The organism is Cupriavidus sp. D384, from assembly GCF_001652915.1.
Taxonomy (GTDB): domain Bacteria; phylum Pseudomonadota; class Gammaproteobacteria; order Burkholderiales; family Burkholderiaceae; genus Cupriavidus.
The window spans coordinates 38849-61757 of sequence record NZ_BBQI01000131.1 but is presented as its reverse complement, the minus strand read 5'-3'; the positions used below and the strand labels follow the sequence as shown (position 1 = coordinate 61757).

At 68.5% G+C, this 22909-nt stretch carries 19 protein-coding genes; all 19 read left to right on the top strand.

Annotation, left to right across the window (positions count from 1 at the left end):
- Positions 1-666 precede the first annotated feature (666 nt).
- The 19 genes from A9J21_RS29980 (at position 667) to A9J21_RS29890 (ending at position 22884) form a co-directional block, all read left to right on the top strand.
- Positions 667-1839 (top strand): collagen-like triple helix repeat-containing protein, encoded by a 1173-nt coding sequence (locus tag A9J21_RS29980; RefSeq protein WP_066742716.1) that lies wholly within the window; start codon positions 667-669, stop codon positions 1837-1839.
- A 431-nt stretch (positions 1840-2270) separates the two neighbouring features.
- Positions 2271-2462 carry a Flp family type IVb pilin gene (locus tag A9J21_RS29975; protein WP_066742713.1) on the top strand — a complete coding sequence of 64 codons (192 nt, stop codon included), beginning with the start codon at positions 2271-2273 and terminating at the stop codon, positions 2460-2462.
- A gap of 372 nt (positions 2463-2834) precedes the next feature.
- On the top strand, positions 2835-3296 hold the full coding sequence (locus A9J21_RS29970) for a TadE/TadG family type IV pilus assembly protein (RefSeq protein ID WP_066742710.1): 462 nt from the start codon (positions 2835-2837) through the stop codon (positions 3294-3296).
- 6 nt (positions 3297-3302) lie between these two features.
- Positions 3303-4292: a Flp pilus assembly protein CpaB gene (gene cpaB, locus A9J21_RS29965; RefSeq protein ID WP_066742708.1), complete on the top strand. Its 990-nt coding sequence runs from the start codon at positions 3303-3305 to the stop codon at positions 4290-4292.
- A gap of 13 nt (positions 4293-4305) precedes the next feature.
- Complete coding sequence (locus A9J21_RS29960; RefSeq protein WP_156546364.1) at positions 4306-5733, top strand: type II and III secretion system protein family protein; 1428 nt, start codon at positions 4306-4308, stop codon at positions 5731-5733.
- Between the two features lie 27 nt (positions 5734-5760).
- Complete coding sequence (locus A9J21_RS29955) at positions 5761-6993, top strand: pilus assembly protein (RefSeq protein WP_066742701.1); 1233 nt, start codon at positions 5761-5763, stop codon at positions 6991-6993.
- 1 nt (position 6994) lies between these two features.
- A complete protein-coding gene (locus A9J21_RS29950) occupies positions 6995-8311 on the top strand; it encodes a CpaF family protein (RefSeq protein WP_066742698.1) in 1317 nt (438 codons plus the stop codon).
- Complete coding sequence (locus A9J21_RS29945) at positions 8304-9230, top strand: type II secretion system F family protein (RefSeq protein WP_066742824.1); 927 nt, start codon at positions 8304-8306, stop codon at positions 9228-9230. The genes A9J21_RS29950 and A9J21_RS29945 overlap by 8 nt, the downstream gene beginning before the upstream one ends.
- 18 nt (positions 9231-9248) lie before the next feature.
- Positions 9249-10382 carry a type II secretion system F family protein gene (locus tag A9J21_RS29940; RefSeq protein WP_066742820.1) on the top strand — a complete coding sequence of 378 codons (1134 nt, stop codon included), beginning with the start codon at positions 9249-9251 and terminating at the stop codon, positions 10380-10382.
- Positions 10382-11224 (top strand): tetratricopeptide repeat protein, encoded by an 843-nt coding sequence (locus tag A9J21_RS29935; protein WP_066742696.1) that lies wholly within the window; start codon positions 10382-10384, stop codon positions 11222-11224. Before A9J21_RS29940 ends, A9J21_RS29935 begins: the two co-directional genes overlap by 1 nt.
- The gene (locus tag A9J21_RS29930) at positions 11221-11556 is read left to right on the top strand and encodes a DUF3613 domain-containing protein (protein ID WP_066742694.1); all 336 of its coding nucleotides are present in this window, start codon (positions 11221-11223) and stop codon (positions 11554-11556) included. Before A9J21_RS29935 ends, A9J21_RS29930 begins: the two co-directional genes overlap by 4 nt.
- A 9-nt stretch (positions 11557-11565) precedes the next feature.
- Positions 11566-13284: a TadG family pilus assembly protein gene (locus A9J21_RS29925; protein ID WP_066742688.1), complete on the top strand. Its 1719-nt coding sequence runs from the start codon at positions 11566-11568 to the stop codon at positions 13282-13284.
- Between the two features lie 14 nt (positions 13285-13298).
- The gene (locus A9J21_RS29920; RefSeq protein ID WP_066742685.1) at positions 13299-14663 is read left to right on the top strand and encodes a sigma 54-interacting transcriptional regulator; all 1365 of its coding nucleotides are present in this window, start codon (positions 13299-13301) and stop codon (positions 14661-14663) included.
- Between the two features lie 86 nt (positions 14664-14749).
- Positions 14750-15895, top strand: coding sequence for an exonuclease SbcCD subunit D (locus A9J21_RS29915; RefSeq protein ID WP_066742818.1), 1146 nt, complete (start codon positions 14750-14752; stop codon positions 15893-15895).
- Positions 15892-18945, top strand: coding sequence for an AAA family ATPase (locus A9J21_RS29910; RefSeq protein ID WP_066742682.1), 3054 nt, complete (start codon positions 15892-15894; stop codon positions 18943-18945). Before A9J21_RS29915 ends, A9J21_RS29910 begins: the two co-directional genes overlap by 4 nt.
- A 355-nt stretch (positions 18946-19300) precedes the next feature.
- A complete protein-coding gene (locus tag A9J21_RS29905; protein WP_066742680.1) occupies positions 19301-19984 on the top strand; it encodes a 3-oxoacid CoA-transferase subunit A in 684 nt (227 codons plus the stop codon).
- Positions 19985-20004: 20 nt separating this feature from the next.
- The gene (locus tag A9J21_RS29900) at positions 20005-20652 is read left to right on the top strand and encodes a CoA transferase subunit B (protein WP_066742676.1); all 648 of its coding nucleotides are present in this window, start codon (positions 20005-20007) and stop codon (positions 20650-20652) included.
- A 28-nt stretch (positions 20653-20680) separates the two neighbouring features.
- The gene (pcaF, locus tag A9J21_RS29895) at positions 20681-21883 is read left to right on the top strand and encodes a 3-oxoadipyl-CoA thiolase (protein ID WP_066742673.1); all 1203 of its coding nucleotides are present in this window, start codon (positions 20681-20683) and stop codon (positions 21881-21883) included.
- 269 nt (positions 21884-22152) lie between these two features.
- Positions 22153-22884 (top strand): SDR family NAD(P)-dependent oxidoreductase, encoded by a 732-nt coding sequence (locus tag A9J21_RS29890; RefSeq protein ID WP_066742670.1) that lies wholly within the window; start codon positions 22153-22155, stop codon positions 22882-22884.
- Positions 22885-22909: the final 25 nt, after the last annotated feature.

Genomic DNA, 22909 nt, shown 5'->3' with positions numbered 1-22909 from the left:
TTACCTTTGTGGTTTTTCCCGACCCGGGTTCACGTGTTCGCGATCGCTGTCTCTTGCGAGGCGCCGCATGACGTGCCGTGGCTGCGCTGTATTGCGCAAGCGGTATGCCAGTGGTGCCGGCCGCCGGCGGCCAGGCCATTCCAAAGCAGGGGGTGATGTGCGCAAACGCGCGCGTGGCAAGGCTTTGCGGGGGATGGATCAAACGCACGCATGAAGCGCGCGGTGGCGGCGCGCCCCGTGTTTTGCGTTACGCGTTACGTAACGCGCGGTGACATGCGCGGTGACATGCGCGGTGACATGCCCGGTGACATGCCCGGTGACATGGGCCGCAGGGCGGCCCCTGCCGTGGCGCCGCGAGCGGGTCGTCTTCCGTAACGCCGCCGCGGGAACACGTTACGTAGCACGTAACACGACAACGCCATCGGACCCGCTGCTTGCGGGGCCAATCTCCGAAGCCGTCCGCATGCCTGAGAGCCTTGTGCCGCAACGCATTCCGATCCTGGTCATGCCCGTATACGGCGCCTGTATCGAACGTGCGATTGAGGCTGGCACACCGTTTGCGCTATCGGTCCGCAGCCACGCCGGATTAGCCACGTCGCCGCCTGGGTCGCGGCGAAGCGCGTGAAGACTGCGGACTCATACCGAAAACATTCAGGAGATCAGGACATGCATGCAACCAAGCAGACGCGCCCCCTCAACATGATGGCGATGGCCTGTGCCGCGGCGGTGGCGTTGCTGGCCGGCTGTGCCTCGGGTGGCTCCAGCGGCGGTGCCAACCCGACGTCGCCGTCCACGCCCACCAATCCGGGTACCACGAATCCGCAGCCCACCGCCGAGACCACGCCCACCGCCAAGGTGGTGGAAGGTGCCGGCAATACCGTGGTGGCTACCGGCAACGCGGTGAGCCAGATCGGCCAGGACATCAAGGACACCAGCCTGCCGCTGGTGCCGGCCACGGCCAGGAATGCGACCGGCGACGTGGTGATCCAGACCGGCGATACCGTTGCCACGCTCGGCGCTGGCGTGCGCGACGGGCTGGGCAAGATTGGCTCGGTCGACAACCCGGTGGGCGTGACCGTTGCCAACACCGGCAATGTCGTGACGCAGGCGGGCGCCACGGTGGTCAGCACGGGCAGCCTCGTCAAGGCGCTTGGCAGCGACCAGTTGTCGCCGCTGGCGCCGGTGACCAATCCCACTGGCAGCGTGGTGCAAACCGTGGGCGCGGGCGTGATGAACCTTGGCGGCAAGCTTGGCGATGCGCTGTCCACCGGCCCCGTCGCGCAGCTGACTGACGGCACCAGCAAGGCCATCGTGCCGCTGACCACGCAGCTGACCAATGCCACGCAGACCGTGGGCGCGGCCACGGGCCTGGGCGCACCGGTGAACAACCTGCTGACGCAGGCCGGCAATACGGTGGCAACGGCCGGCAGCATGATCGCCAACACCAACACGCCGATCGTGTCGCCGCTTGGTGGCGTGGTCAACGAAACGGGCAAGACCGTGGCCGTGGCAGGCGTACTGCTCAACGGCAATGGCACCGCCGCCGGCAATCCGCTTGGCGGCCTGCTGAACAGCCTGCCGCTGAACGGGGCCACCGGTGCCATCGGTGGCGCATCGGGCAGCAATCCGCTGGCGCCGGTGACGGGCCTGCTCGGTCCGGTCGGCGGCGCGGCGGGTGGCAGCGCGGGCAGCAACCCGCTGGCCCCTGTCACAGGCCTGGTCGGCACGGTCACCGGCGGACTGACCAGCGCCGCCACCGGCGCCACGTCGTCCGGCAGCAACGGCAGCAATCCGCTGGCTCCCGTCACAGGCCTGCTGGGCGGCCTGACGCGCCATTGATCTGAATACCACGCGGAAGACGTCGGGACTTTCCCTGTCAACCGCCCCGGCTAATTTACGGTGCGCTGTCGTCCTTACCCCGCGCGGCGCATCCTTTTATTTCGTGCCGTGCGGCACCTTGCATGACCACGTGCAGGGCGCCGCACGGCACGCTTCATTTATTGCGGGTTGATGAACAATTCGGATGACCTCATGCCGATGGCCGAAGCCGGGCCGCATTGTTTCAAACGTCTGTCCTACTTTAAGCTGGGACAACCATTAGCCCGAACGGGGGGTATGGTTGATACAAGTCCTGTCTTATAAATGTATTCACCAGCGCAAAACCATAAAAACGCCACAGGTGAAGTTCAAACAGATGGCAATCGGATCGGGGTCAGGTACGTATCGCTGGGGATCCATGCAGGGGTCACGCACTTTCGGGAGTGAACGTCATGCAAAAGTATCTGGCGCGCCATCGCAAAACCCAACGCGGCGCCACGGCCATCGAGTATGGCCTGATCGTAGGCCTGATTGCACTGGGCATCGTCGTGGGCGCCCAAGCCCTGGGCACCGGTATCAGCGACGGCTTCAGTGGCCTTGCCACCAAGGTTTCGACCATGTTCGCGAAGAACAACGGTTCCTGACCCGCCGACAGACATCCACCTGACCATCGGGCAAGCGGAAGCGGCGTTCGTGCATTGCGCCCGGCGTGCTTCATGCTGACCTGACGTCTCCAGACCATTTACCAGAGCACCGTGCTGGCAGCCAATGCCAGCCGCGGCGGGCATCTGCACGCCTGCCGGAAAGCAGTGGCAGAAGTGGTAGCGGTAGGCACTGGCCGCGGGTAGGGATATGGACGGCCGGGCAAGAGCGGTAAGAGTGGTTCCAAGTCGCGTAACGTAGTACGACACAGCCCCTGCGGGCACGCTGCAGCGGGCACCGTGCAGCCATGCCGGTGCCCGCCGCGCGGTGTCGTGCGTCGCCAATGCATGCAAGTTGAAATAACCGGGTGAAGCATGGCATTACGGGGGAGCGCGAACCGGCGCCGCGCAAGCGGAGTGGCCGCGATCGAGTTCGCGATAGTGTTTCCGCTGCTGTTTGCGGTGGTGCTGGGCATCGTTTACTACGGCATGGTGCTGGCCCTGCAGCAAGTCCTGACGCTCGCCGCCGAGGAAGGTGCGCGGGCTGCCTTGCGTTATCCGCTTGCCTCGAACGGCGGCACCCTGGCGACCACGCTCGACCAGCGCGTCGTTGCCGCCGACCTGGCCGCACGCAACACGCTGCCCCCCAATATCGCCGAGCGCTTCACGGGCGGCTCGCTGGCACAGGCCGTGGCCTGCACGGCGCCGGCCGGTACGCAGTGCGTGCAGGTCACGCTCAATCTTCCCACCCAGACGATGCTGCCGGTGGTGCCGTTCGTGCCGGTGCCTGCCTCGCTGACCGGCGTCGCCGTGGTCCAGCTCTCTCCCGATACCTGAGGACACATGAGCAGCAAACAGATACGGATCCTCGCCACCATCCTGCTGATACTGGCCGGACTGCTCGCACTGCTGGCCTGGCAGGTTGGGCGCCAGCAGGCGATGCCGGTCAGCACCGCGCGCACCCCGCCCACCCATGCCGTGGTGGTGACCACGCGTGCCGTGGAAGCGGGCAAGCCACTGACGGCCGATGCGCTCGCCGTCATGCAACTGCCGATCGAGCCCTCCGGCGCGTATCAGGACGCGGCCCGCGTGGTCGGCCAGGTGCCCGTGGTGAACCTGGGCAGCAATGTGCCGGTGCTGGAAGGGCAGTTGCTGTCCGGGCTGGCGCGGCAGATTCCCGAGGGCGAACGTGCGCTGGCCGTGTCCGTGGACGAAGCCGTGGGCGTCGGACATCAGGTGCAGCCCGGTGATTTCGTCGACGTGTTCGTGATTCTGCGCCGCGACAACCAGGAGATTGCCGACAGCCAGACGCGCCTGTTGCTGTCGCGCCTGCGCGTGCTTGCGTACGGCAATGGCAGCGTCAACGATTCACGCAAGGTCCAGGCCGAACAGATGATGGCCCGCCGCGACGGCGCCAGGACGGCGGTGCTGGCGGTGCCGGTGGATCAGGTGGGCAAGCTGGCCATGGCGCAGCAGGCCGGCCGGCTGGTGCTGGCGCTGCGCAATCCGTCGGATGCGTCGATGCCCAGCGACGGCATGTTCGCCGATCCGCCTGCCGTGTTGCAGGCCCGCGCAGGCGTGCCACCCGAAGCCGAACGCGCGCCCGTGGACAAGGCCGCCGCCGGCATGAGCCTGGCCGGCCTGGTCGGTCAGCCGGGCCAGCCCGCCCGCGCTGGCAACACCGCGCCGCGTGCCCCTTCCCCCGCACCCGTGATGCGCGCCAACGCGCCCGCAGCGGCGTCGTTGACGGCTTCGGCACAACGGCGGGATATCCCGGACAACAACAACGGCGGCGTGGAAGTGATCCGCGCCGGCAAGCGAGCGATCGAATAGCGGACGACACGGCATGCCCAAATTGACGACAGACCGTGTGCGGGCGCGAACGCGCCCTATCGGCAGCGCCCCCTTCAGCCGGCGCCTGGCTGCCATGGTGATGATGGCTGCCGCCGCCTCCGTGACGGCCGTGATGGTGGGGGCGATGCGTCCGGCCATGGCACAGGACGCGGCACTGCCGGCCGCCACGCGCACGCTGCGCCTGATGGCCGGTGCGCAGCAGGAGATCCAGCCCGGCCCGGCGCTGGAACGCGTGGCCGTGGGCAACCCCGCCGTGGCCGATGCACTGCTGCTCAAGCAGCGGGGTGGCGCGCCCACCGTGCTGGTGGTGGCGAAGAAGCCGGGTGTCACCGACATGATGGTCTGGCGCCGCAACGCCGCGCCGGTCACCTACAGCGTGCAGGTCGATGCCGTGGCACAGGATGCCGATGGCGCGCAGGTGGACATGTCCGCCGCCGGCGCCACCATTCGCGGCGAATCGCCCGATGCCGGCGCGGCCGCGCGCACGCAGCAGGCGGCCCGGGCAGCGGTGGCCGGGGCGGACGGCAAGGGCGGCGTGGTGATCGACCGCTCGGTGGTGCCGGTGTCGAACACGGTGCAGGTCGATGTCAAGGTGGTGGAAATCAGCAAGACCGTGCTCAAGGAGGTGGGGCTCAATTTCATCAAGAGCAGCGGCGGCTTCACGTTCGGGCAGTTCAGCCCGACGTCGCTGACCAAGACGACGATCGGGCCGTCGCCGTCGTTTGAAGGCATCTTGCCGATGAGCAGCGCGTTCAACCTGGTGGCCGCGTGGGCCAAGGAAGGCATCTTCGCCAACCTGAGCCTGCTGGAAAGCAATGGCCTGGTCAGGGTGCTGGCCGAGCCGAGCCTGGTGGCGCTGTCGGGCCAGAGCGCAAGCTTCCTGGCGGGCGGCGAAATCCCGATTCCGGTGCCGCAGGCGCTGGGCACCACGACGATCCAGTTCAAGCCGTTCGGCATCGGCCTGACGGTTTCGCCGACGGTGTTATCGAAGTCGCGCATCGCGCTGAAGGTGGCGCCCGAGGCCAGCGATCTCGATCCGTCGCGCGGCATCAGCATCAACGGGGCGTCCGTGCCGGCCATCGTCACGCGGCGCGCCGATACCACGGTGGAGCTTGGCGATGGCGAGAGCTTTGTGATCGGCGGGCTGGTGAGCCGCAATACGGTCAGCAACGTGAACAAGGTGCCGTTCCTGGGCGACCTGCCGATCATCGGCAGCTTCTTCAAGAACCTGAACTTCCACCAGGAAGACCGCGAACTGATGATCGTGGTCACGCCGCGCCTGGTGAAGCCGCTGGCGCGGGATTCCCAGGCCGCGGCGAACGTGGCGAACGACGGCCGCACGAGCGCCAGCCCCAATGTCTGGGGACGCTTCGTGCTGGGCGAGTACGCAGACCCGACCCTGCCCGGTTTCTCGCGGTAGCGGCGGCAGATGGAGCGAGTGACGAGGATGGATGCCTTCCTGCTGAACACCCGGCGCGAGATCCCGCGCCACTGGCTGGACCAGGCGCTGGGCGGCGTGGGCACGCTGGTGGCCGAAGACGGGGCGCAGGAAGCCTTTATCGAGCAGGTCGGGGCCGTGCGCCCCGGGCTGGTCTTTCTGGACTTCGCGGCACCGCATGCCGAGGCATCGGCACGCCTGGCCGAACAGGTGGCGCGGCTGTTCCCGCAGTTGCCGCTGGTGGCCGTCGGCAATGCAGGCGAACCGGATGCGATGCTGGCCGCGCTGCGCGCCGGCGTGCGCGATTTCATCGACCTGCGCGGTGCGCCGGCACAGGCCACCGACGCCGTGCGGCGGCTGATGGTGCCGCGCGCGCAGGTACGCCCCGTGGCGCCCGCGCACCGCCACGGCAAGATCGTGGCGCTGCTGGGGGCGCGGCCAGGCGTGGGCGTCAGCACGCTGGCCGTGAACCTGGCCGCCAGCGTGCGGCAGCGTGAGGGTGCCGGAGCCGCCGCCGAGGTACTGCTGCTGGACCTGGGCCTGCCCGTGCGCGACGGCGCGCTCTACATGAACATCGCGCCCGAATTTCATTTTGTCGAGGCGGTGCGCAACCTGCGCCGCTTTGACCAGGTGTTTGTCGACACCGCGCTGGCGCGCCATGCCAGCGGCGTGTCGGTGCTGCCGCTGCCGGCCACGCTGGCCGAGCTGCGCGATGTGTCGTTTTCCGAAGCGCTGGCGCTGCTGGACCGCCTGCGCGCATTCTTCGACCTGCAGGTGATCGACCTTGGCGGGTTCTCGAATGCCGAATTCATGTCGCAGATCGTCAAGGCCGCCGACGCGGTGGTGATGGTGGCCGAGCAGAGCGTGGGCGCCATCGTCTCGGCGGCGGAACTGCTGCATGAGCTGAAAAAGCGCGAGATCGAACGGCCCGACCTGCACCTGATGGTGTCGCGCTTCGATCCCGGGCTGGGGGTGGACGCGGCCCAGATCGCCGAGCGCATCGGCGTGACATCGGTCGATACGCTGCCCGACCGGCGGGCGGCACTGGTGCAGGCGGCCAATCGCGGCGCGGTACTGGCCGAGGCCGCGCCTGCCGACCCCTACGTGCGTGCCGTGGGCGCGCTGATGGAACGGCTGGGCTTCCGCGCGGGACAGGCTTCCGAGCGCGGCTTCCTGGCCCGGATCAAGGAGAAGCTGCCCGAGGCGATGCGTGTTGCGCGCACCGCCCGGGCGGGGAACTGACATGACCGAAGCAATCGAATTCTCGGATAACGCCGCCGCCCCGTTTCCTGTCTCGCAGGAATTCCACAAGATCAAGGAGGCCGCGCACGAACACCTGCTGACGCGCATCGAGGAACTCGGGGCCGAGTTTGGACGCTGGACGCGCGCCGCCATCCAGCGCTTTGTCGATCTCGAACTGGAAAGCTTCACGCGCCTGCGCCGCATTCCCATCAACGAGGCCGAACTGCACCAGATATCCGAGGCGCTGACCAAGGAGCTGGCCGGCTTCGGGCCGATCGAGGACCTGCTGCACGACGTGGCCGTCGAAGACATCCTCGTCAACGGGCATCTCGACGTCTACGTGTCGCGGCACGGCGTGCTGGAGCGGATACCCGTGCGCTTTGCCGACAACGGCCACCTGCTGCGCATCGTGCGCCGGATCCTGGCGCCGATTGGCCGGCGCCTGGACGAATCGAACCCGATGGTCGATGCGCGCCTGCCCGACGGCGGCCGCATCAACGTGATCATCCCGCCGTTGGCGCTGGCCGGCCCGGTGGTGTCCATCCGCAAGTTCCGCAAGGACCCGCTGACGCCGGCCGACCTGCAGGCGCTGGGCACCATGAGCCCCGAGATCACGGAACTGCTGGAAGCGGCGGTGCGGGCGCGCTGCAACATCCTGGTGAGTGGCGGCACGAGTTCGGGCAAGACGTCGCTGCTCAATGCGCTGGCTACCTTCATCCCGCCCAGCGAGCGCGTGATCACGATCGAGGACACCGCCGAACTGGCGCTGAATCACCCGCACGTGGTGCGCCTGGAGAGCCGGCCGGGCGGCTTCGAGGGCACGGGCACGGTCACCATCCGCGACCTGCTGCGCAACAGCCTGCGGATGCGCCCCGACCGCATCATCGTGGGCGAAGTGCGCGGCGGCGAGGTGCTGGAAATGCTGCAGGCCATGAGCACGGGCCACGACGGCTCGATGGGCACCATCCACGCCAGCAGCCCGCGCGAATGCCTGTACCGGCTGGAAATGCTGGCGGGCTTTGCGGGCTTCCAGGGCAGCGAGGTGAGCCTGCGCCGCCAGATTGCCAATGCCGTCGACTTCATCGTGCAGATCGGGCGGCTGTCCAGCGGACGCCGGCGCATCCTGTCGATTACCGAAGTCACGGGCCTGGGCGACAACATCATTTCCACGCAGGAGCTGTACCGCTACGAGCCGGTGTCCAACGCCGACGGCACCGAGACCGACCGCTGGCAGTCGCTTGGCATCCTGCCGCATTCGCCCAAGCTGGCGCGCATGCGTCCGGCCAACTTTGCCCTGGACGACCGCTTTGATCTCTAGCGCCAGCCTGTTCATCGCCACGTTTGCCCTGATCCTGCTGGGCGTGGGGCTGCTGATGCTGGCATCGGCCCGCGGCCGCGCCGATGCCGAGCGCGCCCGGGCCCACCTGGCGGCGCAGACCGAGCAGGTGCGCGCGCGCTACGCGCAGGCCGCCGAGCCCGAGCCCCAAGGCGCGGTGCGCGATCTGCGCCGGCGCTGGGCCGACCTGCTGCGCCGCGCCGACATGACGCCCGCGCGCGGCACGTATCTGCGCTGGGGCGTGCCCATGTTGTGCCTGATCCTGGCCGGTGCCGCAGCGGGTGGGGCGATCGGCGCGGTGGCGATGCTGGTGGTGGCCGTGGCGATGGCGGCGTTCCTGGTCTGGCTGCGTATCAGCCGGCTCAAGGGCAAGATGCTGCGCCAGTTGCCGGGATTTCTCGATGGCGTGGTGCGCCTGATGACGATCGGCAGCAGCGTGCCGGCGGCATTCCAGAATTCGGTGACCAATACCGAGCCGCCGCTGCGCCAGTGCCTGGTGCAGGCCATCCACCTGCAGCGTGCAGGCAAGGAACTGGACCAGGCCGTATTGCAGATGGGCCGCGCCTACGACCTGGACGAACTGGTCATCGTGTCGTCGGTGCTGCGGCTTTCGCAGCGCTATGGCGGCCGTGCCGACGTGGTGATGGAGCGCACCGCCGCCTTCATGCGCGACCGCGAGGAAGCGCAGCGCGAGCTGATGGCGCTGTCGGCGGAGACGCGCCTGTCGGCCTGGGTGCTGGGCCTGCTGCCGCTTGTGGTGGCGGGCGGGCTGTTCATGATGAACGCCGGCTACATCATGATGATGTGGAAGGACCCGACCGGCCGCGTGATGATGCTGAGCGCCGCGGCGCTGGAAGTGGCTGGCATCCTGATGCTGTACCGGCTCGCAAAGTCCATCTAGGTGCCAACGGCCATGCAGATGGATCCCACCACCCTGATTTCTGCGAGCCTGGCTGCCGCGGCCATGGCGCTGCTGGTGCTGGCATGGCCGCTGCTGCGGCAGTGGCGGCAGCGGCGCGAAGCCGCGCGAACCATCGACGCCGCACTGCAGCGGCAGGCCGCGCATGGTGCGCCCGCGCCCGTGCCGGGGCCGCCGACGGCCCCCGCCGCCCAGGCCCCCCACGCCACCGCAGGGGCAACGGCCGCAGCTTCGCCGGCCCCTGCAGCAACCGGCGCACCGCAGATGTCGGCGCGTGCCGCCGCGCTGGCGCAGGTACAGACGCAGGCGTCCGTACAGCCGGCCACAACAGCCGCTCGGGGGCCTGCCACGCTGCGCGCCAGACTCGGTGCGGCGTTTGGCGGCCGCTTCAACCAGCGCTGGCTCGAATCGCGCCTCGGCCGGGCCGTGGTCACCGGCGAGGAACAACTGCTGCTGGAACAGTGCGGCTTCTACGGCCTGCAACCGCGCGCGGTGTTTGGCGGCCTGCGCCTGCTGGTGCCGGCCGTGCTGGCGGGCACCATGCTGCTGTGGCGGATCGATGGCTCGACCATGCAGGCGCTGGCCTGGGGTTTTGCCACGTTCGCGTTCGGATACCTGCTGCCGAAGATGGTCCTGCGCCGCTGGGCTGGCAACCGTCTGCGCGAGGTGGCCGAGGAACTGCCGGTGCTGATCGACATGCTGCGGCTGCTGCAAGGCGTGGGCCTGTCGATCGACCAGAGCCTGCAGGTCATCGTCACCGAGTTCGGCACGATGCTGCGCGTGCTGGGGCCGGAGCTGCAGCGTGCCAACCAGCAGTTCGCGTCGGGACGTTCGCGCGAGCAGACACTGCAGCGTATCGGCAAGCTGTTCGACGACGAAGACCTGAAGGGCCTGATCACGCTGCTGACCCAGGTGGACAAGCACGGCGGCGCCGTGCAGGAACCGCTGCGCCAGTTTGGCGAACGGCTGCAGGTGGCACGCAAGGCGCGCATGAAGGACAAGATCGGCAGGCTGACCGTGAAGATGACTGGCGTGATGGTGGTCAGCCTGCTGCCGGTGCTGCTGATCCTGACGGCGGGGCCCGGCTTCCTGGGCGTGATCCGGATGCTGGCCCGCATGAACGGAGGACATTGATGACAAGGCTATCCACCCGGCTGCTGGCGGGTTCGCTCGCGGTCGCCATGGTGTTGCTGGGCGGCTGCGCCAGCACGCCCCACAGCGCCGAGGCCATGGCGCGGCAGGCCGATGCGCAGATCGAGCTTGCCAGGCTGCAGGACAAGGCGGCACGGGCCGAGTACAACGACCAGAACATGTACCTGGGCCTGATCGGCAAGATGCAGCAGGAAGGCATGTACTTTGCGTCGCTGGCCCATATCGACGCGTACCAGCAGAAGTACGGCAGCAGCACGGCGCTGCAGGTGCTGCGTGCCGATGCGCTGCGCGAGACCGGCCAGGACGACGCGGCGCTGCAGGCGTATCGCGACCTGCTGAACACCGACCGGGCAGCCCGTGCGCGCCACGGCATCGGCCTGGTGCTGGGGCGGCAGGGCGATTTCATGCGCGCGGCCGTGGAACTGCGCCAGGCTGCCGCGCTGGAACCGGTCAACGCCCAGGTGGCCAACGACCTGGGCTACGCCCTGATGCGGGGCGGCGCACTGCAGGATGCCCGCGTGCCGGTAATGCAGGCGCTGGAGCTGGATGCCAGCAACCCGCGCGTCATCAGCAATGCCGTGGTGTGGATGCTGGCGAGCGGCAAGCGCAGCGAGGCGACCGCGATGATGCAGCGCGCCGCGATGCCGGAGCCCACGCGCACCGCCATCCGCAAGGAAGCGGATCGCGTGTCCCGCGCCGCCCAGCTGCGCGACAGGACCGCGCCGCGCGGCAACGCCAACCAGAATCCGAATTCGAATCCAAATCCCGGCGCGAACCCGGCCGCCGCGCAGTCCGTGGCGCTCAACGCAGGAGCCAGACCATGATCCGTTCCCTGTTTGCGCCAGGCCTCGCGCTGCTGGCCGCGTCGTTCGCGCTGGCGGCCGCAGCCCCGGCGGTGGCCCAGCAGCAGCCGGCGCCCAACGATGTGCGGCCCAACGACGTGGCGGTAGGCGACACCACGCGCAGCCTGCTCGATATCCAGCGCAATGGCTCGCAGGCCGCACCGATGCAGCCGCTGACCGGCGACCAGGCCACGCTGGGCTACGCGCGCTACATGCGCAGCTTCACCCATCCGCTGCCCGAGTTCTTCTCGACGATCTCCACCGGCAGCCCGCTGCGCGGCGGTGCGGGCAGCCAGCCGATGAACGGGCAATAGCGGCACACCATGCAGCGTCGGGCCGATCTCCATCGACAGCGGGGCGCCGTCAGCCTGATGGCCGCCGTACTGATCGCCACCGTGGCCATCGGGGCCCTGGTGTCGATCGACGTCGGCTTCGTGTTCTACAGCCAGCGGCAATTGCAGAAATCGGTGGACCTGGCAGCGCTGTCTGGCGCCCAGCAGCTCAAGCGCGCCGACGACCTGCCCACCACCACGGCCAACGTGATGGCGTCCGTGGCGGCCGCAGCCAGCCAGAACGGCTATCCCGATGCGGTCAGCCCGGGCTGCGCCGACGCGGCGGCCGGTGCCGCCGATGGCATGCGCACGTGCCTGGGCGTGTGGGACCCCGCCGATGCCGTGAATGGCGACGGCGTGCGGCACTTCAACCCGGGCTACGACGTGGCGACGCTGTCGCCCAACGCGGTGCGCGTGCAGGGCACGCTGACGGTGCCGCTGCTGTTCGTGCTGCCCGGCGGCACATCGCGGCAACTGCACGCCGAAGCCATTGCGGCGGCCAGCCCGCCTGTGGCGTCGTTTTCGCTGGGCAGCGGGGTGCTGAATGTCAGCACGGCCAACGGCATCCTGAGCCTGCTGCTTGGCAACACCGTGAACCTGTCGGCCGCCGACTGGAGCGGACTGGTGGGCGCCAACGTCACGCTGGACCAATTGCGCCTGCAAGCCAATGCCGGCACGGTCAACCAGCTGCTCGACACGACGCTGTCGATCCAGGACTTCTATGCGCTGGTGCTGACGGCGGCGGACAAGCGGTCCCTGCTTGGTGTGGCCCTTGGCAGCCCGGTCACGCAACTTGGCCTCAATGGCATCGGCACCACGCTCACGCTGAGGCGGATGCTCGATCTTGGCGTGCTGACGCCGGCTGCCTCTTCCGCTGCGGAGGTGGGCCTGAACGTTGCATCGCTGTTGACGACCGCGGCCTACGTCGCGCGGGGTACCAGCGCGGTCAGTCTCGATGGACTGAACCTGAACCTTGGCATCGCGTCGGCCACGGGGTCTCTCTATATCATCGAGCCGCCCAAGGTGGCGGTGGGGCCTGCGCGCCAGCTGCCGGATGGCTCCTGGAAGACCACGGCCAGTACCGGCCAGATCGGCCTGAAGCTGTCGTTGGCGGCATCGGTGGGTGTGGGCGCTCTCGCCAATGCGGCGCTGAACGTGCCGCTGTGGCTGCAAGTGGGAACGGCCAGGGGCGACCTGACGCAATTGCAGTGTGCCGCCACGCCGGCGCAGCGCACCGCCACCATCAACGTGTCGACCCACATCGCGCAAGCCTGCCTGGCCGGCACGGGGACAAGCTGCGCGCCGAACGGTGTCCCCGTGAACCTGGTCAGCGTGACGCTGCTCGGCGGCGCGCTGGTGTCGACCAGCATTGCCAGCCTGCCTGTGCCCGTGCAGACGTCCGACGCGGGGGGTGGCAACGATATCGTGCTGTCGCCGGGCGGGTATGCCCGGACGTCGGGCAGCAATCCATTGAAGAGCGCAGTGAGCAACCTGCTGGCGGCGCTGAACCCGACGTTCAGCATCAAACTGGCGGCGCTGGACCTGGCGTCCGTGAATGCCGGCGACGTGCTCGGCCTGTTTCTCAAGCCCGTTGCCGACCTGCTGGACGAAGTGGTCATCCGCCTCTTGAATACCCTCGGCATCAGCATCGCGAATGCGGACGTCTGGCTCAACGGCGTTGACTGCAACAACGCCGAACTTGTGTATTGAATCCCTGAACCATCATGAAAGCAGAGCGCTGGGCCTACGAAAGCCTTGAAGTCTATGTGTGGGAAGGCCAGTACGAGATTGCCGACCGCGTGGCGCGGTTCCTGACGCCACTGGGTGCCGATGTGATCCGTGCCGGTGCGCTCGATGCGCTGCCGAACGAGACGCGCGTGAAGCCGTGCATTGCCGTGATCAGCGCGGCGGCGATCGGTTCGGCCAAGTTCACGCTGGACTGGGAGGCCGCCCACGGCATGCCCGTGATCTGGGTGGGCGCGCCGGACCGCGAGACCGATCCGGGCCGCTTCCCGCCCGAATATGCGTACATCCTGCCGCACGACTTCAATGGCGGCGACTTGCGCAACCAGATTGCCAAGTTGATGCCGCAGCTGCTGGCCGCAGGCGAGGCGCGTCCCGACGTGGCCGACCTGGTGGCCGGATCGCCTGCCATGCAGGAGCTGCTGGAACAGGTGGAGACCTTCGCCAACTTCGACAGCAACGTGATGCTGTACGGCGAGACCGGCGCGGGCAAGGAGCGCATCGCGCGGCTGTTCCACGAGCGCAACAGCCAGTACGGCAAGGGCCCGTTCGTGGCCGTGAACTGCGGCGCGATTCCCGACGGGTTGTTCGAATCGCAGTTCTTCGGGCATGCCAAGGGCGCCTTTACCGGCGCCATGTTCGCGCACCGGGGCTTCTTCGAGCAGGCCACCGGCGGCACGCTGTTCCTGGACGAGATCGGCGACCTGCCGCTGTTCCAGCAGGTCAAGCTGCTGCGGGTGCTGGAGGAAAACGCGCTGACGCGGCTGGGATCGACCATGGCCGTGAAGCTCGACTTCCGCCTGGTGGCGGCCACCAACAAGGACTTGCGCGAGGCGGTGCGCGAGGGCCGCTTCCGTGCCGACCTGTATTTTCGGCTGGCGGTGATCGAACTGCGCATCCCGAGCCTGGAGGACCGTGGCCCTGCCGACAAGGTGGGCCTGCTGCAATCGTTCCTGCGCCACATGATGGGCCCGGCGGCCTACGATGCGCTGCCGCCCATGCCCGACTGGCTCAAGGGCGCCGTGGGCACGGCGTTTTTCATCGGCAATGTGCGCGAACTGCGCAACCTGGCCGAGCGCGTGGGCATTACGGCGCGGCAGTATGGCGGCTGGGACGAGGACCGCATCCGGCCGCTGTTCCGGGGGCTGCGCCCGGGTGCCTTCGACGGTTCCGAGCGCAGCGATCCGCGGGGCGATGTGGAGGAGCGCCGCCGCATCATCGCGGCGCTCGATGCGAACGGCTGGCGGCGCCAGGATACGGCCGCCTGCCTGGGCATCAGCCGCAAGGTGCTGTGGGAAAAGATGCGCAAGTTCCAGATTGCCGACAGCGAGGCGGAGCCGGTCTGAGGGCCGCCGGCGGGCGCCAGGACGTTATGATGCGGGACCGCACGGCAAGGCCGTGCTTTACGCGCCACCGCGCCGAAGGACCCGAATTGCGTTTTCTCCACACCGCCGACTGGCACCTTGGTCGGCTTTTCCATGCCCGCAGCCTGATTGAAGACCAGGCGCACGTGCTCGACCAGTTCGTGGCGCTGGTGCGCGACGTGCGGCCCGATGCCGTGCTGATTGCCGGTGACGTGTACGATCGCGCGGTGCCGCCGCCCGAGGCCGTGGCGTTGCTGGACGACGTGCTGGCGCGCATCGTGGTGGAAGCGGACGTGCCGGTGGTGATGATCGCGGGCAATCACGACAGCGCGCAGCGCCTTGATTTTGGCGCGCGGCTGCTGGCAGCGCGTGGCCTGCATGTGGCGGGCCGCACGGGACCGGAGACGGCCTGTGTGTCGCTGCACGACGCCCATGGCGAGGTGCGCATCTATGCGTTGCCCTATGCGGAGCCGGCGGTGGTGCGCGACGCACTCGGTGTTGACCTGTCATCGCACGAGGCGGCGCTGGGCGCCCAGCTTGACGCGATCCGGGCCAGCCACCCGGCGGGCGTGCGGGCCGTGGCGGTGGGGCATGCGTTCGTGGTGGGCGGCGCGGTCAGCGAATCGGAGCGGCCGCTGTCGGTGGGCGGCAGCGGCGCGGTGGGGGCGGGCCTGTTCCATGGCTTCGATTTCGTGGCGCTGGGCCACCTGCATCGGCCGCAGACCATTGGCGAGCGGATTCACTACGCCGGGTCGCTGCTCAAGTATTCGCTGTCGGAAGCCGATCACCACAAGACCGTGTCGCTGGTCGAACTGGACGAAAAGGGCGCCGTGCGCATCGAGCCGATTGCCCTGCAACCGCGCCGCGACCTGCGCATCCTGACCGGCGAGCTGGCCGGGCTGGTGGAGGCAGGCCTGGCCGATGCGCGCCGCGACGATTACGTGTACGCGGTGCTGACCGATACCGGCGCGCTGCTGGACCCGATGGCGCGGCTGCGCGAGGCGTATCCCAACGCGCTGGCGATCGAGCGGGCCATTCTGTCGCGCAGCGGGCAGGCCGGCGAGGCCGGCCGGCGCATGCGCGAACTGGACACGGGCAGCCTGTTTGCAAATTTCTTCCGCGAAGTGGCCGACGCGGACCTGGACGGCGACCAACGTCGCGCACTGGACCATCTTCTGGCCGGTATGGAGGCTTCGGAAAGGGAATCAGCATGAAACCGCTGTACCTGAAGTTGCAGGCTTTCGGTCCGTTCGCTGCCACCGAGACCATCGATTTCACACGGCTCGGCGAGCAGGCATTCTTTCTGATCCACGGACCCACTGGCGCGGGCAAGACCACGCTGCTGGATGCCATCTGCTTTGCGCTCTACGGCGATACGTCGGGCGGCGAGCGCAGCGCGCAGGACATGCGCAGCGCCAATGCCGACCCCGCGCTGCGCACCGAAGTCACGCTGGAGTTCGGCCTTGGGTCGATGCATTACCGCGTGACGCGTTCGCCCACGCAGGATCGCCCCAGCCAGCGCGCGGCGGGCGGCTTCGTCAAGGAAGCCGCCAAGGCGCAGCTTGACGTGATGCTCGACGGCGCGTGGAAGAGCCACGCCAGCCAGCCGGGCCGCGTCAGCGATGCCGTGCGCGATCTGCTGGGCTTTGACAGCGCGCAGTTCCGCCAGGTCATCGTGCTGCCGCAGGGCCGCTTCCGCGAACTGCTGACCGCCGATTCGCGGGCGCGCCAGGGCATCCTGGAGCGGCTGTTCCATACCGAGCTGTATCGCCGCGTGGAAGAGCAGCTCAAGGAGCAGGCCGCCGGTATCCGGCGCGAGGCCGAGGAGATTGCCGTACGCCGCAAGACGCTGCTCGAACAGCACCAGCTGGCGTCGATCGAGGCGATGACCGGGCGCATCGACGCGCTGCAGGCCACGCTGGCCGAACTGCTGCGCCGCGAGGAAGTGGCGCGTGCCGACAGCGAGGCCGCGCAGGCGTCGCTGCGCAAGGGCGAACTCGAACACACCCAGATCAAGGCCTGGCGCGAAGCCGAAGGCGCGCACGCGATGCTGGCCGCAAAGGTGGCCGGCATGGATGCCGATCGCGTGCGCCTGCTGGCGGCGCGGCGCGCGGCGCAGGTCACGCCGGCGGTGCAGCAACTGCAGGCGGCGCGGCAGGACCAGGCGAGGGTGCGTGCGGCGCAGGCGCAGGCCGAAACGTCGGCCACGCGCGCTGCACAGGCGGCGGAGGCTGCCGCCCGCGCGCTGCGCACCGAGCAGTCGCGCCAGGAGGCCCGGGCCGCCGCGCAACGCACGGTGACCAGGCTCGAACATCTGTTGCCGCAGGCCCGCAAGCTGGGCGTGCTGCGCAATGCCGTGGCGCAGGCCGGCACCACGCTGGCGATGACCCAGTCGGCGTGCGTGGCAAGGATCGACGCCTTCCAGGCCGCCAACACGGCGCTCAAGGCGCTGGAGGCCGACCTGGAACACGCGCGCGTGGGTGCGGCCGGGCTGCAGGCGTTGCAGCTGCGGCTGGAACAGGCCCGCGAGCGCGCCGCGCGCCTGGCGAGATGCCGGCAGATCGAGACCGAACTCGGGCCGTTGCGCAGCGCGCTGGCATCGAGCGAAACGCAGAAGCGCGTGGCCACCGAGGCCCGCGATGCCGCGCGCGTGGCAATGCGCCAGGCCGAGGTGGACTGGCGCCACGGACAGGCCGCCCGGCTGGCCGGCAGCATGAAGCGAGGCGAGCCGTGCCCGGTCTGCGGCGGAAAGGACCATCCGGCGCTGGCGCAGCAGACGCTGGCGCTGGTCACCGATGATGATCTCGATGCCGCGCGGCTTGCGTTGCAGCGGGCCGAGGATGCGCTGGCCGAGGCCAGCGCCGCGCATCAGCAGGCCGGCGCCAACGCGGCGCAATGGCAGGCCCGGCTGGCGGATCTGGTCGAGGCTGCCGGTGATGTCTCGGTGGCAGGTGCCGCGGCGCTCGACGCCGAAATCGCCGCGCTGACCGAGTCCGCGCGCCAGGCAGAGCTGGCAGGCAAGCGTGCCGATGCGTTGGCGGCGCAAATCGCAAGGACCCGTACGACAGTGGAGGCTGCCGAAGCGTCGGCGCAGACCGCCGATACGGCCGCGCGCGCCGCCGTGCAGGAGCATGCGCGGCTGGACGGCGAATGGCAGGCTGCCTGCGAACAGGTGCCCGAGGATTCGCGCGATCCCGACGCGATCACGGCCGCGCTGGAGGCTGCCCGGAGAGAGGCCGGCGCGCTCGAAGCCGCGTTGCAGGCCGCGCAGGGCGCCGAGCGCGACGCCGTGGCCCTGCAGGCCGCAACGGCGGCGGCGCTGGCGTCCGCGCGCGACAACGTCGCCCAGGCCGATAGCCGCGTCACCGAACGCGAGGCCGCGCTGGCCGACGCCATGCGCGCCGCCGCTTTCGATCATGACGACGCCTATCTTGCCGCGTGCCTGCCCGCCGCCGACACCGCTGCGCTCGACGACGCGATCCGGGCCTTCGATGTGGAACTGGCGCGCGCGGCCGAATGGCATGCGCGCACCGCCGCCATTGCCCAGGCACTGCAGGTGCCCGACATGCCCGCGCTGCTGGCTGCGCGCGACCAGGCTGCGGTGCGGCTCGAAGCCGCCATTCGCGAGCGCAGCGAGCTGGCGGCGTCGCGCGACACGCTGCTGCAATGCAAGGGCCAGGTGGAATCGCTGGCGGCCGAGGGGCGCGAGGTGGAAACGCGCTACGCGGTGCTGGGCCGTCTGTCGGAAGTGGCGAACGGCAACAATCCGCGCCGCATGACGTTCCAGCGCTTTGTGCTGGCGACACTGCTCGACGAGGTGCTGGAGGCGGCGTCGCTGCGGCTGCTGCGCATGAGCCGGGGCCGCTACGCGCTGCAGCGCGTGCGCGAGCAGGGCGACCAGCGCATGGCCGGCGGGCTGGACCTGGAAGTGTTCGACCACGATACCGGGGCCACACGGCCAGCCAACACGCTTTCGGGTGGCGAAGGCTTTCTGGCATCGCTATCCTTGGCGCTGGGGCTGGCCGACGTGGTGCAGTCGCGCGCGGGCGGCATCCAGCTGGACACGCTGTTCGTGGACGAAGGGTTCGGCACGCTCGATCCGGAAAGCCTCGATTTCGCCATCCGCACGCTGCTGGACCTGCAGCAGGCCGGCCGGCTGGTCGGCATCATTTCGCACGTGGCGGAGCTGCGCGAGCGGATCGATGTGCGGCTGGAAGTACGCCCCGGCGTGAGCGGCAGCCAGGCGGTGCTGCGCCTGCCGTAGCAGCGGCGCCGGAGGCTCCGTGCGCGGGCGATGACCGATTATCGCCCGCCACGCGCTGCCCCTTATTGACCCTGTTTTGACGCCGGGTGTAACCTCTGTTCATTCTGCGAATTGAGGTTCGTATAGCGAACATCGCTGACCAACCCGATCCGCCGACCATCACAGAAGCCGCCGCAAGACGGCTCATCAAGACAACTGCAAGATTGTGGACCCTGTCCCGATGCCGTCACCGTGCCCAGCACGGGCCGGCACCGCAGGACGCCCGTCCGAGCAGTCTGCCGGAGACATCTTTGCGTGCCGCCCCTCTTGCGGCCGGTCCCGGTGCGATGCCGGACCCTTCCGTACTGGAACGCAAGTGATCAACAAGCTATATGACTCGGTGGAAGCGGCAGTGGCCGGCATCCACGACGGCGCCACGATCCTGATCGGCGGCTTTGGCCTGGCTGGCATGCCGGCGGAACTGATCGATGCAGTGATCGCGCAGGGTGCGCGTGACCTGACCATCGTGAACAACAACGCCGGCAATGGCGACACGGGCCTGGCGGCACTGCTGAAGACCAAGCGCGTGCGCAAGATCATTTGCTCGTTCCCGCGGCAGGTGGATTCGTATGTGTTCGATTCGCTGTTCCACGCTGGCGAGATCGAACTGGAACTGGTGCCGCAGGGCAACCTGGCCGAGCGCATCCGCGCCGCCGGTGCCGGCATTGGCGGTTTCTTCACGCGCACGGCCTATGGCACGCCGCTGGCCGAAGGCAAGGAAACGCGCATCATCGACGGCCAGGGCTATGTGTTCGAAAAGCCGATCCACGCGGACTTCGCGCTGATCAAGGCCGACACGGCCGACCGCTGGGGCAACCTCACCTACCGCAAGACCGCGCGCAACTTCGGCCCGATCATGGCCATGGCTGCCAAGTGCGCGATCGTGCAGGTCAGCAACGTCGTCGAGCTGGGCGACATGAACCCCGAGCACATCGTCACGCCGGGCCTGTTCGTCAAGCGTGTGGTCAAGGTTGGCGGCTCGGCTGCCAAGGCCGCCTGAGTCGCAGAAGGAGAAAGAACATGCAACGCCTGACCCGCGACCAGATGGCCGCCCGCGTGGCCAAAGACATTCCGGACGGTGCCGTGGTGAACCTCGGCATCGGCCTGCCCACCCTGGTTGGCAATCACCTGCCGGCCGACAAGGAAATCCTGCTGCACAGCGAAAACGGCCTGCTCGGCATGGGCCCCGCCCCGGCGGCCGGTGAAGAGGATGGCGACCTGATCAATGCCGGCAAGCAGCCGGTGACGATCAAGGCCGGCGGCTCGTATTTCCACCACGCCGATTCGTTCGCGATGATGCGCGGCGGCCACCTCGACTACTGCGTGCTGGGCGGCTTCCAGGTGTCCGAGAAGGGCGACCTGGCAAACTGGCACACCGGTGCCCCGGGCGCCATCCCCGCCGTGGGCGGCGCGATGGACCTGGCGATCGGCGCCAAGCAGGTGTTCGTGATGATGGAACACCTGACCAAGCAGGGCGAGAGCAAGATCGTGCCCGAATGCACCTATCCGCTGACGGGCATCGGCTGCGTCACGCGCATCTACACGGACCTGGCGACCCTCGACGTGACGCCGGACGGCCTGGTAGCCCGCGATCTCGCGGAAGGCCTGTCCTTCGAAGAACTGCAACGCCTGACCGGCGTGCCCCTGAAGCAGACGCAAGCCGCCTGATCCACCACCAAAACGAGCGAGACAGAACATGAGCGACGCATTTATCGTTGACGCCATCCGTACCCCCATCGGCCGTTACGGCGGCAGCCTGTCCGGCGTGCGCGCCGACGACCTGGGCGCAGTGCCCCTGAAGGCGCTGATGGCACGCAACGCCGGCCTGGACTGGTCGGCCATCGATGACGTGATCTACGGCAACGCCAACCAGGCCGGCGAAGACAACCGCAACGTGGCGCGCATGTCGTCGCTGCTGGCCGGTCTGCCGGAAGCCGTGCCGGGTTCCACGATCAACCGCCTGTGCGGCTCGGGCATGGACGCCACGGGTACCGCCGCGCGCGCGATCAAGTCGGGCGAAACCAACCTGATGATCTCGGGCGGCGTGGAAAGCATGAGCCGCGCCCCGTTCGTGATGGGCAAGGCCACCTCGGCGTTCTCGCGCCAGGCTGAAATCTTCGACACCACCATCGGCTGGCGCTTCATCAACCCGGCGATGCGCGCTGCCTACGGCGTGGACTCGATGCCCGAGACCGCCGAGAACGTGGCGACGGACTACAAGATCAGCCGCGAAGACCAGGATCTGATGGCGCTGCGCAGCCAGGAAAAGGCATCGCGCGCACAGGCCGACGGCACGCTGGCCCAGGAAATCACCGCTGTCACGATTCCGCAAAAGAAGGGCGACCCGATCGTGGTCGACCGCGACGAGCACCCGCGTGCCACCAGCATGGAAGCGCTGGCGAAGCTGCGCGGCGTGGTGCGTCCGGACGGCACCGTGACCGCCGGTAACGCATCGGGCGTGAACGACGGCGCCTGCGCGATCCTGCTGGCCAGCGAAGCCGGCCTGAAGCAGCACAACCTGAAGCCGCGTGCCCGCATCGTCGGCATGGCAACGGCGGGCGTGGCTCCGCGCGTGATGGGTATCGGCCCGGCACCGGCCACCCAGAAGCTGATGAAGCAGCTGGGCATGTCGCTGGACCAGATCGACGTGATCGAACTGAACGAAGCGTTTGCGGCGCAAGGCCTGGCCGTGCTGCGCCAGCTGGGTATCGCCGACGACGACAAGCGCGTGAACCCGAACGGCGGCGCGATTGCGCTGGGCCACCCGCTGGGCATGAGCGGCGCGCGTCTGGTGACGACGGCGCTGTACCAGCTGGAACGCACCGGCGGCCGCTTTGCGCTGTGCACGATGTGCATCGGCGTGGGCCAGGGCATCGCCATGGTGATCGAGCGGGTTTGAGGGTTTGAGCGTTTGCGCTTGCCACGTGGCTGAACTATTCGCTCCCCTTCCCCGCAGGCGGGAGAGGGGAGCAGTTCGGCGCCGCGCGGCCATCAATTCATCGAACGCTTAATTTCCCTTGTTTCCCGCCGTTAATCCAGGTGGGAAGTTTCAGTGGTGTCTCTTCCCCAACGAGGTAGAGCATTGCGGCCAGGCCGACGGGCTCGCCGGTCTTGCCGCATCTTTTTTCTGACTGACCCGGCTATGTTGCGCCGGTGCGGAGTTTTGAGATGTCCCTTCCCGTTGCCACGCTTGTTACCGGCGCCAGTTCCGGCATTGGCCGTGCGATTGCCGAAATGCTGCTCGCCGATGGCGTGACCCGTGTGATCAACGTCGACTATGCAGAACCGACGTGGTCGCATCCGAACCTGACCTTTTTCCAGGCCGACCTGACCAATGCCGACGCCACGCGCGCGGTGGCGGCGCAGGTGACCTCGCAGTTCGCGGTGACCCGGCTCGTCAACAACGCCGGCGCCACGCGTCCCGGCACGGCCGATACGGCCACCGCCGCTGATCTCGATTACGTCGTGGGCCTGACGCTGCAGGCCACGATGCTGCTGACCCAGGCCTGCCTGCCCGCCATGCGCGCGGCCGGCTTTGGCCGCATCGTCAACATGGCCTCGCGCGCGGCGCTGGGCAAGCCCGAGCGCGTGGTGTATTCCGCGGCCAAGGCGGGGCTGGTTGGCATGACCCGAACGCTGGCGATGGAGCTGGGCGGCGACGGCATCACCGTCAACGCCGTGGCACCGGGTCCCATCGCCACCGAGCTGTTCCGAAAGAGCAATCCGGAGGGCAGCGAACAGACACGGCGCATCCTGGCAAGCATCGCCGTGAAGAGAATGGGAACGCCGGAAGATGTGGCGCGTGCCTCGCTGTTCTTCCTCGCCCCCGAGAATGGTTTCGTGACGGGACAAGTGCTGTACGTCTGCGGCGGAACCACGCTGGGGGTGGCACCCGTATAAGAAAGTTGCCCGCCCCAAGGCACGG

Bases quoted from the DNA above. Each gene is read 5' to 3' on its own strand.
- A9J21_RS29950 (WP_066742698.1), top strand. From the start codon at position 6,995: ATGACCGAAGCAATCGAATTCTCGGATAACGCCGCCGCCCCGTTTCCT.
- cpaB (WP_066742708.1), top strand. From the start codon at position 3,303: ATGAGCAGCAAACAGATACGGATCCTCGCCACCATCCTGCTGATACTG.
- A9J21_RS29970 (WP_066742710.1), top strand. From the start codon at position 2,835: ATGGCATTACGGGGGAGCGCGAACCGGCGCCGCGCAAGCGGAGTGGCC.
- A9J21_RS29890 (WP_066742670.1), top strand. From the start codon at position 22,153: ATGTCCCTTCCCGTTGCCACGCTTGTTACCGGCGCCAGTTCCGGCATT.
- pcaF (WP_066742673.1), top strand. From the start codon at position 20,681: ATGAGCGACGCATTTATCGTTGACGCCATCCGTACCCCCATCGGCCGT.
- A9J21_RS29935 (WP_066742696.1), top strand. From the start codon at position 10,382: ATGACAAGGCTATCCACCCGGCTGCTGGCGGGTTCGCTCGCGGTCGCC.
- A9J21_RS29925 (WP_066742688.1), top strand. From the start codon at position 11,566: ATGCAGCGTCGGGCCGATCTCCATCGACAGCGGGGCGCCGTCAGCCTG.
- A9J21_RS29975 (WP_066742713.1), top strand. From the start codon at position 2,271: ATGCAAAAGTATCTGGCGCGCCATCGCAAAACCCAACGCGGCGCCACG.
- A9J21_RS29955 (WP_066742701.1), top strand. From the start codon at position 5,761: ATGGATGCCTTCCTGCTGAACACCCGGCGCGAGATCCCGCGCCACTGG.
- A9J21_RS29920 (WP_066742685.1), top strand. From the start codon at position 13,299: ATGAAAGCAGAGCGCTGGGCCTACGAAAGCCTTGAAGTCTATGTGTGG.
- A9J21_RS29910 (WP_066742682.1), top strand. From the start codon at position 15,892: ATGAAACCGCTGTACCTGAAGTTGCAGGCTTTCGGTCCGTTCGCTGCC.
- A9J21_RS29980 (WP_066742716.1), top strand. From the start codon at position 667: ATGCATGCAACCAAGCAGACGCGCCCCCTCAACATGATGGCGATGGCC.
- A9J21_RS29900 (WP_066742676.1), top strand. From the start codon at position 20,005: ATGCAACGCCTGACCCGCGACCAGATGGCCGCCCGCGTGGCCAAAGAC.
- A9J21_RS29960 (WP_156546364.1), top strand. From the start codon at position 4,306: ATGCCCAAATTGACGACAGACCGTGTGCGGGCGCGAACGCGCCCTATC.
- A9J21_RS29930 (WP_066742694.1), top strand. From the start codon at position 11,221: ATGATCCGTTCCCTGTTTGCGCCAGGCCTCGCGCTGCTGGCCGCGTCG.
- A9J21_RS29940 (WP_066742820.1), top strand. From the start codon at position 9,249: ATGGATCCCACCACCCTGATTTCTGCGAGCCTGGCTGCCGCGGCCATG.